The sequence below is a fragment of the Microbulbifer maximicatervae (SeqCode) genome (genome assembly GCF_052467305.1).
Map to the genome: position 1 here is coordinate 4,706,869 of NZ_CP174306.1, position 15,482 is coordinate 4,722,350.

General features: G+C 39.4%; 11 protein-coding genes. 3 read left to right on the top strand and 8 right to left on the bottom strand.

The annotated features are described in order from the left end of the window. Positions 1-51 precede the first annotated feature (51 nt). From ACJJI4_RS20565 to ACJJI4_RS20585, 5 genes are read right to left on the bottom strand one after another with little or no spacing between them, the layout of a single operon-like run. Complete coding sequence (locus ACJJI4_RS20565; RefSeq protein ID WP_444926306.1) at positions 52-1,290, bottom strand: glycosyltransferase family 2 protein; 1,239 nt, start codon at positions 1,288-1,290, stop codon at positions 52-54. Then, the gene (locus ACJJI4_RS20570; RefSeq protein ID WP_444926307.1) at positions 1,287-3,389 is read right to left on the bottom strand and encodes a glycosyltransferase; all 2,103 of its coding nucleotides are present in this window, start codon (positions 3,387-3,389) and stop codon (positions 1,287-1,289) included. The genes ACJJI4_RS20565 and ACJJI4_RS20570 overlap by 4 nt, the downstream gene beginning before the upstream one ends. Before the next feature lie 13 nt (positions 3,390-3,402). After that, positions 3,403-6,534 (bottom strand): glycosyltransferase family 4 protein, encoded by a 3,132-nt coding sequence (locus ACJJI4_RS20575; RefSeq protein ID WP_444926308.1) that lies wholly within the window; start codon positions 6,532-6,534, stop codon positions 3,403-3,405. Next, positions 6,524-7,501, bottom strand: coding sequence for an NAD-dependent epimerase/dehydratase family protein (locus ACJJI4_RS20580; protein ID WP_444926309.1), 978 nt, complete (start codon positions 7,499-7,501; stop codon positions 6,524-6,526). Before ACJJI4_RS20580 ends, ACJJI4_RS20575 begins: the two co-directional genes overlap by 11 nt. Before the next feature lie 15 nt (positions 7,502-7,516). Then, positions 7,517-8,746: an NAD-dependent epimerase/dehydratase family protein gene (locus tag ACJJI4_RS20585; RefSeq protein ID WP_444926310.1), complete on the bottom strand. Its 1,230-nt coding sequence runs from the start codon at positions 8,744-8,746 to the stop codon at positions 7,517-7,519. A gap of 409 nt (positions 8,747-9,155) precedes the next feature. Between ACJJI4_RS20585 and ACJJI4_RS20590 the strand changes: the two genes are divergently transcribed. Together ACJJI4_RS20590 and ACJJI4_RS20595 are read left to right on the top strand one after the other, a co-directional pair. After that, entirely contained in the window at positions 9,156-10,502 is a 1,347-nt protein-coding gene (locus tag ACJJI4_RS20590) for a methyltransferase (protein WP_413663866.1), read from the top strand. Between the two features lie 24 nt (positions 10,503-10,526). Beyond that, positions 10,527-11,525 carry a hypothetical protein gene (locus ACJJI4_RS20595; protein ID WP_444926311.1) on the top strand — a complete coding sequence of 333 codons (999 nt, stop codon included), beginning with the start codon at positions 10,527-10,529 and terminating at the stop codon, positions 11,523-11,525. Positions 11,526-11,603: 78 nt separating this feature from the next. Here the strand turns inward: ACJJI4_RS20595 and ACJJI4_RS20600 are convergent, their stop codons facing one another. Both ACJJI4_RS20600 and ACJJI4_RS20605 read right to left on the bottom strand, forming a co-directional pair. After that, entirely contained in the window at positions 11,604-12,242 is a 639-nt protein-coding gene (locus ACJJI4_RS20600) for a glutathione S-transferase family protein (protein ID WP_444926312.1), read from the bottom strand. A 115-nt stretch (positions 12,243-12,357) separates the two neighbouring features. Next, positions 12,358-12,786, bottom strand: a complete 429-nt coding sequence (locus ACJJI4_RS20605) for a VOC family protein (protein WP_444926313.1) — start codon at positions 12,784-12,786, stop codon at positions 12,358-12,360. A gap of 236 nt (positions 12,787-13,022) precedes the next feature. Here ACJJI4_RS20605 and guaD point away from each other — a divergent pair, with 236 nt between their 5' ends. Beyond that, positions 13,023-14,420, top strand: a complete 1,398-nt coding sequence (guaD, locus tag ACJJI4_RS20610; protein ID WP_444926314.1) for a guanine deaminase — start codon at positions 13,023-13,025, stop codon at positions 14,418-14,420. A gap of 1 nt (position 14,421) precedes the next feature. Here the strand turns inward: guaD and ACJJI4_RS20615 are convergent, their stop codons facing one another. After that, positions 14,422-15,408, bottom strand: coding sequence for a hypothetical protein (locus ACJJI4_RS20615; RefSeq protein WP_444926315.1), 987 nt, complete (start codon positions 15,406-15,408; stop codon positions 14,422-14,424). Positions 15,409-15,482: the final 74 nt, after the last annotated feature.

Consider the following 15,482-nt stretch of genomic DNA (forward strand, 5'->3'; position numbering starts at 1 on the left):
TGCAAACAAAAGGCCGGGGACAAACCTCCCCGGCCTTTTTTGTATAAAGCCCTACCTGGTCCGGCGACGTCCTCCCAGTTTATGCCAGAGAATGGCGCGATAGATTGCGACAGGCAGTCTAAAGATTCCCGTAACCAGCCACCAAAATGACTCATAGATGGCAATCGTCTGATCCACTAATGGATGATCCTGGTCGAGCCTTTCTGGATAGTGATCGTGTCGCAATATGCCCCGATGAAACAGAAATCTGCGTAAAGGCCGGCTCAGTCGCCAACTAAAAGACTTGGTTATACGGTTTAAGTTATCGGCGAGAAAGCTCTCCGAGGCTATCTTTTGCTGTGTGAGCAGTTCGAAATAGTGGCTTTTAGACTTATTTTCATTCTGCCAATCAGTATCAAAATCGATCTTTGTTAGCCAATCGCTTTCCCCGAATCCATCTATCTTGCGCAGATCCGATGTGTATTGAGGGATAGTTATCTGATTTTTAATGATGGCCTTGGAAATGCGATATACATCAGCATTCATCCGGTCAGGGTTCTGCAATTCCCGACTAAGCCTTTGCTGAAAGCCTGACCGAAATTTGAAATGGAGAAGATGAGCGCAATTTTTACTGAGAGGAACCGGCGTACATGAGTGGGTTGAACGTAAATATTGAAAACCCGTCCGCCAATAAACCAGCGGAATTTTATAGGATTTAACAAAGTAATCAGAAATACCAGATATTTGCGCTCTGGCTTTGGAGCGAATTTCAAAAAAAGGAAAAGCTAGTATGCTTTTTTTCTTAAAGCTTTTATAAGATACATAGTTAGGCGTTGATTCCATTAACTCGGAAAGATTTCTTATATCATATGTATTCCCTTGAAGGTTGTCGCTAAAGAAATCTATTAGTGGAGTATATAGAGCAAAAGCTAATTCACCCTGCATAAGCTGAGTCATAACTTTCAGGGAAGTTTTACCTGAAATTTCAGGTAACCAGAGAAACTCATCAGCATCAACCACAAGAGTCCATTTTCCCTGGCAATAATTCCGGGCAATTCGGTTAACCCAATCTACGCCTGCGTTTGCCTGGGGGTAGCCACAATCAACTTCGTATAGCTGGACATCATTCTGCTTCAGTAGATAGCTTACCGAGTTATCGCTACTTCCCGTATCCACCAAATGGAAACATGTCACACCTAAAGACCGGTAATGGTCAAGAAAAGCTGGGAGAATATCCAATTCATCTCGGAAGATACAAATAAGAGGGAAGCGTGTTTCACTAGCACTTTCAATGTACTTAACTACTTTCAAACTTTCACCCTAGCGAATTTACGCAGCCTTCGAATCGTTCGCTTTAAAAACCCTGGCTTATATTTTCCCCCTTTATTTTTTTTGGCTTCTTTTTGCTGTTTTCTTAGTAGTAGGAGGCTTTTCTCTTCCGAGTCGAGCCCTTCAAGGTAAGGACTTATTTGCCTGAAATCTCCTTCTTCTTGAAGGTGATTTCTGGATTTCATAGAGTTGTCACCGGTGCGATAGTAATATAAAGGATCAGGATAATAGGATACATTTTCCTTTGCTAAAATTAGCTTGCTATAGAATTCAATATCATCCTTACCTGTTCTATATCTCTCTGTATAACCTCCGTGATCTCTAAACTTAGTAGCTTTTATCAGACACGTCGCATCACCGACTATATTTACTTTCGTTGCCCAAGCTCTAGCTGGCCCCATAAAACGAATTTGAGTTCCGAGCTTACCTTCTGGAGTATTAGGTGCGCCCCTGCCGCTGAATCGGATAGAGCTACAAGTCAGGCAATCAATATCTGCAAAAGTTGCCGCGCTAACCAACTTATCTACCATTTCCGGCATCATGACATTGTCATCGTCAAAAAAAAGTAGATAATCTCCGCTTGCATTTTGTGCTGCAGTATTTCTAGCAGCCCCTACATATCGGTTTTCCTGGTATACAAACTGCCAGCCATTCTTCTGATAGTGACTTTCTAAAATTTCCAGCGCGTGTAGCGCTTCTTGTGAATGGCTACCATCATCAACCACAATAACTTCTATGCTCTTATAAGTCTGATCTTCAATGCTTTTTAACGCTTGATAGAGAAAGTCTGGACGCTCAAAATGAGTTACGCATATAGAAACCAAGGGATCATGTCTATTGGAAGATCGGGCGTTTTTAATAATTGAATGCTCTTGGCCATGCCATTTATTCCATACATCTAACGACTTCTTAAGCCTCTGGTGTTTTATACCCGGCGCAGGCAGTTTCTTTGCATGTAATTCTAACTTTCTCGCTAAAGCAATATGATTTGGCTTGAAGAGGATTTTTTTCCCATTTTCGTCATCAAGTAACTCTCGAGTACCACCAGTATCAGCAGCAATAAATGGTACTTTAGTTGCAAGGCATTCGTAGACAGAAATCGGAGAATTCTCTAACAAAGCTGGGATCACAGCCAAACGTCCTTCTCCACTCAAATACTCTACAGCCTGTATAGCATTACAATCACTTATAAAGGAGACATCTGTACTCCAATGCTTCTGGTTTTCCTCTATGAATTTTCGAGCATCAAATCGATAAGAGTACCCTCCCAAAAAAGTAATCGATGGTAATCTAACTCCTCTTTTAGCAAGAGTGTTTAATGCATTCACAAAAAGAATAATTCCCTTACGAGGCTCAAGACGCCCGAAAAACACCCATTCTTTTGTCTCTAAGTTACTATTTTTTATGGCTTCATTATCAGGTAATAGATCGTCCAAAAATACATTTGGCCAATAGTAACTGCGCTCAGGCAGGCGGTATTTATTATTTTTCATCCAGCAGACTAAATGCTGACTCCCACAGATCAGAGTATCTGCCATCTCAGCACTTCTTCGCTCCATAAATACCCACCCCAATTGCCGCTCCTCTTTAAGGAATTGTTGATTACCTTCGGCAGACCAGAGTGTTGGGGAAGAACCTTTAACAGCAAAATGTATATCTTGGAATGCAATACCAAGACTCTTGGCAAGTAATGCTATATAACCCATTCCACGCCATTCTGAAACATGGACAATATCAAAGCGATCATTTCTCTTGAGCCACTCATAGGCTGCATAGGGCATTGCCATAGTGCGAGCCATTGTCGTTTTAGCTAGTGCCTGCGGTGCAACACCATGAAATTCAACATTGAGTTTTGCAAAAAAATTCTTTGTAATTTTCATTTTCACAGGATTTTTTGCTAAACCATTAACGAAACAGATGGTGACTTTGTGACCAGATCTCTGCAGAAAAACAGCCAAATGAAAGTAAGCCGTTCCAATACCACCATTTTTTATTGGACCAAATATATCCGCCGTTAGGATGCAAATACGTTTAGATTTCTGAACAGCTTCAAGGCGTATATCCTCGTGAAGCTCTTTCATTATTCAAGCCACCTTAGATCGCGACTAACATTTGTTTAAGATAACGCAATCGGCCATTTCGCAAGACTAGTCCATTTTCCTTAACACGTACGGTAATCTCTGAGTTTTCCTGCTTTATTTCAGGGGTTAATGAGAACCGGAATCCATACCAAGCTAGTTTCGGGTTTCGAGTACCGAAACGTTCCACATAACGATTCGCAGTGGCTTCAGCTACAATGTTTCCGTTCACCTCTAAGACAATCACTAAATTTTTAGCTATATTGCTTCTATCCCATGCCCACCCCTCAAGAACCCGTGGATCGAGTGCAAAAAGCTCTCGTGGTGGAATTGACCCCTTAATAGGTGAGCCAGTATATCCCTTAAATATACGTTGCAAGGTAGTACCTGATTTTTGAATCACAGCCTGAAAACTAAACTTGGGTTTAAATTCAGTTTCATTGATTTTTCCCTGCTCATGGATAATTTTTGCAATATCATGTTCAGGCTCATCCTTACCTTCTACTGTATAATCCTTGTCTACAAACTCTCCTACCTCTGCGTGATCTTGCCCATATAAAGTGGTATCTTCAGTATCTATCCCTTGAATGTTTTCAGGTGTGTTATTTTCCGGTTTAGAGAAGAAACTCCAGGTATATTTTTGGTTAAATATCTCCTCAACAGCTACCTCATTAAGTATTGGACTCCCAGAGATAGCTGCAAATACATTTTTAGAAAGTTTTATAACCCTTATAAAACGGGTATAAGTCATTTCTTGATCTTCTAACAGAAACTTAATATTAAATTTTTCACCTTCTTCCCATTTATCTGGAATTGGGAATCTATGTAAAGTAAGTTCATTATCTTGTAGCTCCAAAGAAATTGACTGGGGCTCGCCATTAACGATTAATTGCCTATTTCCCGGACCTTTGGCTACACAGAGTAAATGGGAATTTCTCTCGTCCAAACCTACAACCACCCTCGGATTACGGTTTTTCATTTTACGAGGCCGGTCGGCATGTAAAAGCCACACAGGTTCCTCATCCAAACGATTCTTATCCCGATAAAGTGCTGGTCTTAATTTAGCTCCAATAGGCTGAGCTGAAGGAAGAAGGGCTAGTTTACGATAGGCAATATTATCATTTTCAATCAACGACATTGAGCGAAGATAGACTGAGTTAGCGTTATTTCGAGATTCTTCCAGTTCTTCTAAATAGTAATCGCTCCGAAGATGGCACTCAGGAATAACCATCAATTCAAACCCAAATTCTTTGTTCGCCCTTAAAATATATTCTTGTACCAAACCGTAGCGAATATCATAAGGGAGTATTGACCCCACCTTGCTTGATACCAGTTTTGGAATACAAATAATATTTGTGCCTATAGCATTTCCAAAGCTGATCTCAGACACGATATCTACACCTATCGGCATTACCACCTTGTTTTCAGGTAGAGATAAAAAGCTAGTGATTATGAATTCATGATTTATTTGAAGAGTTTTGCGTAACTCACCACAAAATTTTCCACCTAACCGAGAGGATGTACCATCACATAGAATACAAGCATCTAGAGTACTTTCAGAAAGACTTTTTGCCAGTGCAATCCCTGCTGGAAATCCAATGAAATCCACCAAACTACAATTGAGACCGGCTTCCAATAGAAAGTTAGAAGCTCTCTCAGCAATATTTTCAAGATAGGGATCAATTAATAAAAATTTGATGGAGTCGGGTCTATCAACTAAAAGTGCCTCAGAAAACTCCATAACACTCTCAGTATCCCGCAATAGAACAACCACTTCTAGGGTCGGTAGCTCCATCTCATTAGAAGCTGTTAAGGTGGGAGAGCCTGTAATCTTGGTGATCGCTTCAGCGCCACTATACTGCTTAAAAAGATCTGCTAAGTAGGCATGAAAACCATACCAAACTTGAAGGTTATAATTGTTATCAAAACTGGAATGCGCAATCCTATGCCCATTCTTCAGTACCTCTTCTAGCCTTTTCGCAAGCTCAAAAGCGTAGGGTGCGATGAGACAACTTTCATGGTCTTCTTTTGCGATAAGCTCTGGAGTTCCCCCTACTCGCGTTGCAATAAAAGGAATATTATTCTCTAGTGTTTCATATACTGCCATGGTGGAGTTTTCAATCAGGGAGGGCATTACCGCTATCATATCCCTGGAACATAAAAACGAGAGAGCTTCCGGCTGGTTATAATCTGTGATGCAATTGACTTCAAAACTCCAGGTAGACGCTTTTCGCTCAATATAGTCCGCAACCTTCTCATTGTTTTGATTAGGTAAGGCTTCACCATATTTACCTAGGAAATTAACTCTGGTAGGACAATTCCCCGCCCGCTCAAGTAAATCCAGAGCGGTACAAAAGAGCTCCAATCCCTTCCGCATTTCCAAACGACCAAAGAAGGTCAATTCGTTAGTGCGAACTACATCACCAGGCTGTCGATTAATGCGTTTATCATCAACGGGAACTTCGGAAAAATCGAGAATATTTGGCTGAACATAAGTTGATGTTGGCAGCTTATAGCCAACATAGCGCATAAAGCAAAGTAGGTGTGCGCTACCACCAATTACCATATCGGCAAATTCAACACATTTCTGCTCAGCAAAACTCGCTGGTAACAGCTCCCTTTTTACCAATGGCTGCATTTGATAATGACGATTCCAGAGGTGCGGGGACGATGTCTTTACAATAAATAATGTATCTTTAAACGCCAAACCCAACTTCTTAACCATCAACGCATAAATTAATCCACCTCGCCATTCGGAAGTGTGGATAACATCAAAACGTCTCTGTTCAATTAACCAGCGGTATGCCGCACTATATCGTCGCTGCCAACTCTGTGAGGGGCCAATTATTGTTTCATCCGTGTGCACCAAATAGTGCAGTGAAACACCAAAATTGGAATATTCCTCAACCCAATACTCAGGTGTTTCATTCTCAACTGTTTCACCTTTTAAGTAGAGCACATGTACTTCATGCCCATGTGCTGCCAGTCCTTTCGCTAGGTGATAGTAGGTTGAAGCAATCCCTCCATTTCTCACCGGACCTAGGATTTCTTCTGTGGCTATACAAACTCTGAGCTTCTGGTCCGACTCAAAACCTGCATAAGCATTTAAATCAGGGAATGATTCTACTGAAAATTTGTCAATCTGCATTCTGTAGGGCCCTCTGCGAGAGGCTAGGCTTCAGAACATCCTCCTTATTGACAAAGTAATCCCATGTAATTTGAATACCGTCCCTTAATGATACCTCCGGCCTAAAGCCCAAGTACTGTTTTGCTTTAGTAATATCCGTATAGTTATGGCGCACTTCACCTGCCCTGAAAGGGTGGTTAGCTATTTCAAGATCTTCATGGCAGCCCGAGACATCCCTTAGTAAACTAATTACTTCGTTAATTGACGTCGGCTGGCCGCTACCCAGCTGAAATACCCCATTTTCTCTCTTTTCCAGAGCCCTAATTATTCCCTGGCAGAGATCGCCTACAAAAATAAAGTCTCTAGTCTGATAGCCATCTCCGTAGACATCACAGACCTGTCCTTTCAGAATATTTTTAATAAAGGCTGTTATCACACTTCCTTTGTGAAAGGAAAGCGGACCATAAACATTAGAGAATCGTAAAGAAGTTATTGATAATCCATAACTTTGAGAATATGCAGAACAGTAGGCCTCTGCTGCAGCCTTAGACGCACCATAAGCCGATGCGGGATTCACTGGCATTAATTCGTGTACTGGTGGATCAGCTTCTCCAATGATCGCCCCACCTGTAGAAGCATTAATGAGATGTTTAACCTCATACCTTCGCATTGCTTCCAGAAGATTGACTGTCCCTTGTACATTTACTTCAAAGTTATAGACTGGATTATTTATTGAATTAATAACACGTGTATCTGCAGCTAAGTGTATAACAGCATCAGCATGCTTTACAGCTTCATCTACATCCCGTTGGTTTCTAACATCTCCTCTAATAAATTGGTGAGGTATTCCGGCTAATGCTGCGGTAGTGCCAGTGACCTCATTATCTAAAACTAAAATTTCGTCATATAAACTCAAAGTACTGAGATATTTGACTAAATTTGAACCTATAAATCCACATCCACCAGTAATAAGGATTCGCGTAGACATAGCTAAAGCTACCCACTAGGAAATGGTTTCAGTAACTTCACTAGTTTTTTCCCGATAGGAAATATCGGCAAGTTTATTACCTTTTGTCCAATAAGAAACGCAAGGTATTTTTGTATGATCAGCCCGATCTTGATATTGCATTGTTATATCTGTAATTTCTTGCAGAAGACTATCTTTAATAAGAATCGGCTGCCATCCAAATGAACGAAGTAAATCATTTTTTACATTGAGATCATTTCTCTCTGCCTCCTTCCTCGGGTTTGGCAGATAACTTATTTCACAGTCTGTCAGTGATTGAACTAATTGTGCAAGATCGGAAAGTGTTTGCGTTTCCGCCATCTGATTGAGAATCAGTGGTCGTTCACCGAGCTCCGGTGGATGTAAAAGTGCCTGCTCAATACATTTGCAAGTATCAGAGATATGGATAAATGCGCGAGTTTGACCACCTGTGCCATGAACAGTCAGTGGGAAACCGACAGTCGCTTGCATTAGAAATCTATTTAGGACTGTGCCGTAGTCCCCGTCATAATCAAAACGATTTATCAGACGCTCATCCAAACTAGAGAGTTCAGTCTGCGTTCCCCAAACAATCCCCTGGTGAAGGTCAGTAATACGAAGCCTGTCATTTTTCGCATAATACTGAAACATCTGCGAATCCATCGTCTTAGTCATATGGTAAATGGAGCCGGGATTAGGCGGATAAACGATAGAGTCTGAAATTTGACGATTATCAACTGTCTCTATTTTTACATCCAAGTAACCTTCAGGTATTGGTATGGGCTCCTCATGGCCGTAACCATACACTCCCATTGTACCGAGGTGAACCAAGTGAATATCAAGCTGCGTCTCTACAATCGCATTGAGAATATTATGAGTACCACAAATATTATTAGCGATCGTATAATTTTTAGTAGCACTGCTTTTCATCGAATAGGGCGCAGCGCGCTGCTCACCAAAATGAACTATACTATCTGGCTTTTCCTCCTCTAGGAGATTTACAAGATCGTTAAATTTCTGGGAAACATCCAACTCGACAAAGCGAATAACCTTTCCCGTTAATTCAAACCAGGTATCAATACGCTCTTTCAGTTCTCGAATCGGTGTTAATGATTCTACATTGAGCTCACTATCAATTTTTCTTCTAGAAAAATTGTCAATAATAATAACCTCATGACCTAAATTACTCAGATGTAATGAGGTTGGCCATCCACAAAAGCCATCGCCACCGACTATTATCAGTTTCAAAGAGCCACCTCCACAAGTTTTGCCAACCAGGCCGTTGGCAGATCAATTTATTCAGGATTGAGATGTTATCGTCTGCTGCTTAATTGGATAACGTGAATCTTACAAAATCCAATTTATAACACAGGCTTTCCGGCTTTACCGATTATACGAGTTAGCATCCGCGCCAACTTTTATAGATTGCACCTTGAATAGTTTTCTCAGAGAAAATAAATTTATTATTTGACAGCTCCAACTTTCACATTTATGAATATTTTCATAGCTTAAGAAAATCAGTGCTAGCTGCGAGCATGTACTCAATAATAAGCAATCTTATTATATTTGATTTAAATCGAGCGCAACTGCACCTATTTGCAGCATGCAAGTCAATATCCACGCCAAAAAACCTGGTTACCATTACTTGGAAAATTAAATGTCTACTTTAGAAATCAATCAGCTGGATAACTTTGAACAAGGGAAGCAAGCTGCATTAGCTGGAGAAATAGACCTGGCGAGAGAGTTATTGCGTCCAATTGCCGATCTCAACCCTTTTCATCCGGCTACTTATTTTCTGTGTTATGCCGAATCAAAAAATGGTTCGATTCTAAATTGTGATAAGTATGCGCTGACCTTCATTTCAAGACATCCACACCATGTAGGCATGAGAATAATCTCCGCTATGCTAAATATAGCTAAAGGAGACATAGATCAAGCTGAAAAAGATATAAAAATAGCAATCAAGTGCAACCCAGAACATAAACGAGCGCTGAAAGTTTTTGACCAAGTCAAATTGATACGTATCGAAAATAACGCCAGGGAAGCGATTGAAATTTTAGACACTTCCCGTTCTCACCCTGCATTTTCAAAACTTTCCCGCTCAAAGGCAGCAAAACAACTGAAGAAAATAGAACCTTTAGAAGATTGGGACAATCATGAATTGCAGGCTAAAATCGCATTTTTCCACAACTGCACTAATATACGCCACGCACTGAAGAATTTTGATTCGGATCTCATCACTAGTGCCGTTGAACTCGGCTACTGCTCATGGCCAAGAAAATTACATAAATATGTACAAGGGTGCAATGTTTTAGATGTCGGTTGTGGTTTTGGTGGCTATGCCATGGGCTACCTCTGTGCTGGAGCAAACAGTTATACCGGTGTAGACCCAGCAATGTCTTTAGACTCCAGGAGGGTTCGCAATAAAAGGATAAGAAAGTGGGTTAACGCTCCAATGTCCGGCCAGGACATCATGGATTTGATCCCGGATATTGATCTACGCCAGTGCTCTACCCGCGATCTCGTCGGTATAAAGACCTTTGATACGGTTTGCCTACACAATGTCACTGAGCACCTATTGGAAATTGAGGGTGTATTCGAGGATATTGCGGGGTTGTTAACCAAAGGAGGAAAAATTATATTTCTGCATCACAACTTTTATGGCTGGAGTGGGCACCATATGCCTCCTCATAATCCATCAGTTTTGGATGAAGGGAATCCAGATCATCTTAAGTTTTGTGATTGGAACCATATTAATATTGTTCGCCATTTGCCACATGACCACTATTTACACACACATCTAAATCGCATTCGAATCGATGAATTACGCGCATTAACACGTAAGTATTTTAATATCGAAACCTGGGAACTACAGCCTTCACATAGTAATGTTTTAGAGCGTTTAACTCCGGAAATAGAGACCAGGGTAAGAGAAGAAATTCCTGATATTACACTGGATGAAATGAAGACAAATGTTGTTTTTTGTGTAGCTTACGCTAAGTAATCAATTTTTTTCCGGAGCAAAATAATGTACGAAATTGATGATGCGGAAATTGCAAGGGGTTGTTATGTACACCCAGAAATTTCATTCTCTAAAACTGAAGTCCCCCAGAGCGTATTTGAGACACCAGGGATGGTTTCGATTGCGGAACGTAAATTACTCTATTCATTGGCGTCAAAAAACTTCCAGCAAAAAGGGTATATTGTTGATGCCGGAAGCTTTATGGGAGCATCTGTGGTTTCTCTCGCACATGGGTTGATGAGTAACTCAGATTTTTCAAACAACAGAAACTCAAATATATTGGATAGTAAACCTATTAGTAGTTATGAATTGGGTTTTCTACCTAAACCTGCAAATGGTTCGGATCGTGTTTGGGAGTGTGACTCACTAACCTATAAGTTTGGTGAATCTTTTGTTCCAATACTAGAAAATAGTATTTCTCCATTTCAATCATTGATTGAACTAAATATCGGTGATTTTAATGAGTTTTCCTGGTCTGATAATCCAATTGAAATTTGTTTTATTGATGTATGTAAAACTCAGGACCTAAATAGACATGTTTCAGCAGAGTTTATGCCAAAGCTTATTGAGGGCGAATCATTTTTCATTAATCAAGATTTTTTCTTTGATCGTTTACCATGGATTAAAGTAACCATGGGATATCTTGAAGATTATTTCGACTGGTATGGGCAAGTATTCTCAAGTTCAATCTATAAGTGTAAAAAACCAATTCCTAAGGAAGTAGCTGAATACGACCCATTCACCGAAGCTAGCCTAGAGGAATGCTTGAAGCTCCACGATAATCATCCTAAAGAACATCTAACAGATGCTCACAAATTAAGAATGTGCTTGTCTCGCTCATATCTTATTGCAATGAAGGGGGATAAAGATGAAGCACTAGATTATCTCAAAGTAGTTGAAAGTGATTATGAGCATATGATGGATGAAAATACTTCTATAGACAGAAATGATCGTTTTCGATTCAACAGAGCTGTCCGACAAATAAAAAGCGGAATTTTTTGTTAAAAACTAGTATTTGGGATAAACCAAAAAGGTCAGAAATATAGTTTCTGACCTTTTATTTCAAACAAAATGTATTTATATTTAAGCTGGACTTATATTCATGTCTTTTTCCAAAGCTGCATCAAGTTCTTGAGCTCGTTGAAATGCTTTACGTTGAGATAAACGATTTACATACTCTTGATACTCTTCACGTCTATCTATAGTTCCAAACTGTAACCCCCACCCCAGCTGTGCACCAATATATACATCTGCTGCTGTAAAACGTTCTCCAACAATATACGGGTTTGATTTTATAGCACTAGATAGCGTATCTAGTGCAAGTTTATAATTACCGTAACCCAACATTTGTTGTTTATCTTTAGCCACATCTTCATCAAAGATATATTTATTCACGATGGCGGACTCCAATGGTCCAGCTGAGTAAAACATCCATCGGTAATAATTGGCACGCTCTTCGTTATTTATCGGAGACAAACCTGAATCGGAAAATACATCTGCCAAGTAGACACATATTGCTGCTGCTTCAGTTATTATTTTGTTGTCGTGCACTAGTGTTGGAACTTTCCCCATGGGATTCAAAGCAAGATACTCTTGCGATTTCATGTCTTCGCCATATTCAAGTACTTTGGTTTGATAGGGTACTGATATCTCCTCTAACATCCATCGAACAATACAGCCTCTCGACTGAGGATTCGTATAAAAGATGATTTCATTTGCCATGTCAATATCTCGAAATTATGTGGAGACATAAATTTTAGCTAGGCAAGTATCATTTCTTCGAGAGATTTACATGTCAAGTTATTAAGTAAAAGTACTATCTATTTACTTGGATAATTCACTCGGCTAATTCAACAGTTATATTCTCTGGCCCCAAGAGAAAAGCTAATTTTTTATCTTGATACTCCAATATTCCGCTTCTTGTACTAATTCCTTGCTTCGATAAATACTCTAAAGCTTCATTCAAATTATCTACCTTTAAACACAGATGGTTATAACCGGGCCTTGCCAAGTCAATTAGTGATGGATTAGTTTTAACCACTGGATTTCGGTAGTGAAGTAGCTGTATCTCAAATTTCGGAGATGACTGCTTTAGTACCATCGTAAAGTGATCTGCTTCTACATTATCCACCTGGAGATACCGTGACGCTTTCTCGCCAGTTAGAAAATTTTTGAGTAGAAGCTCAAAGCCCAGCAATTCAAAAAAACTGACACTTTCCTCTAATTTCGTAACAACTATTGTTACGTGATCTGGGTGTTTAAACATGGATTGAGAGCCTTCAATCTGGATTTAAGTACAAGTTTAGATGTAATTACTTAAGTTTTTTCCAAATACAAAATATACAAATCAAATTTTTGTATTTTCAAGCAGGTTATTACTCAATATATAAGTTAATTTGTTGTTTTGTATTCCAGTTCTTCTAGAGAGTACCGAAATAAATTTGTCACATTATCTTTCAAATGCTAAATATATAGGTTTGCTTATTGTTTTAACGGAGTGAAATGGTGGTCGAAACTTTATCCCTAAGCAGCAGTATAAAGTCCAACATAGTTAAATTATTTTTATTACTCTCAGCTTCTAGCAACTTTGTTTATGCAGAGACAACTATATTTCAAGGTGACATACTTCATTTTACAGCCGACCCGGCGAAGACCAATAAAGCTTATGAATATATTGAGGATGGCGGATTAATTGTCAAAGATGGAATAATTGCAGGGATAATTTCTGAACAACAAATTTCGGAAAAACAAAAAGAAGCAGAGATTGTAGATTATCGCGGCAAGTTAATACTTCCCGGTTTTATTGATTCTCATATTCACTATCCACAGACGGGGATGATTGCGGCTCATGGCGAGCAATTATTAGAGTGGCTTAAAGAATACACCTTTCCAACTGAAAGTAAATTTTCCGACAAAGAACACGCGAAGGAAGTTGCAGAGTTCTTTATTAGTCAGTTACTAAAGAATGGCACAACATCAGCACTTGTCTTTGGTACCGTTCATCCAGAGTCTGTAGATGCTCTCTTTGAAGTTGCTCAACGGGAGAACATGCGACTAATTGCAGGTAAGGTGCTGATGGATCGCAATGCGCCAGAATACCTGCAAGATACGCCCAAAATTGCCTATTCCGATAGCAAGAAGCTGATCGAACGTTGGCATAATAAGGATCGATTGAGCTATGCCATTACTCCAAGATTTGCCCCGACAAGTACTCCAGAACAGCTTAAGCAGGCAGCTAAGTTACTAGATGAATATCCCGATGTGTATATGCATACCCATGTTTCCGAAAATAAGGATGAAATTAATTGGGTAAAATCATTGTTTCCAGAAGCAAATAGTTATCTTGATGTTTATAACATATATGGATTAAATCGCGACCACTCAGTGTTTGCTCATGGTATTTACCTGGATGACCAAGAGATGGAAAGTATGGCTTCAGTCGGCAGCGCTATTGCTTTTTGCCCAACGTCTAATCTTTTTCTGGGGAGCGGATTATTCCCGCTTAATAGAGCTGAAGAAATCAATGTTAGCGTCGGCCTGGGAACTGATGTGGGAGCCGGCACCAGTTTCTCGATGTTAGAGACTATGGATGAGGCCTATAAGGTAGTTCAGCTACAGAAGTCGATTGGAAATAACAATGGTATAACGACACTCTCTCCACTTAAAGCTTTCTACCTTGCAACCTTAGGATCAGCACAAGCACTGGATATCGATGACAAAGTTGGGAACTTTGAAAAAGGAAAGGAGGCAGATTTTATTGTCATTGATTTAGAATCAACTGATTTAATGAAGTTTAGAATGAAGTCTGTAAAGACACTTGAAGAAAAACTATTTGCCCTGCAGGTTCTTGGTGATGATAGAGCTATATACAGCACATATATAATGGGTGATAAAAAATAGTTTATCTGGTATTTGATATCGCGTGACCTATTTTTCGATACTCTTCTTGTACTCGCTCTAGATTGTCAACCCCAAGGTAGTAGTCGTCTTTGCCAAAAATACTCTCCCAAACAAAGGGATAAATGGCAATAACCTTGGGGTTTGCTATCGCAAAATCATAAGCTTGTTTTGCTTGATTTATTAATTGTGCTTCGGAAATACTGCCGAAACCTCTATTCGAGGTTTTAAATGCCCTAGGTATTAGATAATAGTTAACATCTAAATGTGATGTTTTTATCATTAGTTTTTCCACCAGTTGGCTTTGGAAATTATTTCCTACATAATAATTTACAGCAAATAGATTATATTTTTTAGGAATTATTTTTTTAAAGCTCGATTCTCGAACAGTTTTATTCATAAAGGTAATCGCTCTTTTTGCTTTTGGAAAGCTCTCTTTAATCAGTTGAGCAATTTCTTCAAGATATAACTTAAGTGTTTGATTACTTAATTTTGAACGATGGAAAGGTTCATCCAATGGATCGAAGGCCATAATAATGTCACTAAATGGCTCCAGCCTTTTCTTCGCTATTTCCCATCGCACCAAATAGTCCGCTCGCTTCCTGTAGGTTGGGTAGCCATCAAAAAAAATCGGAGCTAATTGTACCCATACCTTTAATCCATGCCCCCTTGCAGCTTTCATAATATCTGTTTCGTTGTAATAGACGTCAACAAATGTGGCGAATTGTGCCACCTCAGGAATTTCATCTATAGTCCAACCAGAGTGATAGAAGCCAAATTCTGTTAAATGTTCTGGGACGCTAATGTCATTATTTATTAATGAGGGAGTTACAATATTTCCATGTAAGAAAAGATATTTCGGATGTTTTAAATCGTTAGCTGAAGTGGCTTCATTACTGGATTTTCTAACGCCAATGGCGTTAGAATTTTCTGGCAAGAAAATTATAGTAACAAAAAATAAGATAAATACGCCAACCACTAAATATTTCATCGTAAAAAACATCTTAAATAAAGAATTAAGTAATCTCTATTTATTATAGTAGCAATCGGTATTATCAATTATTG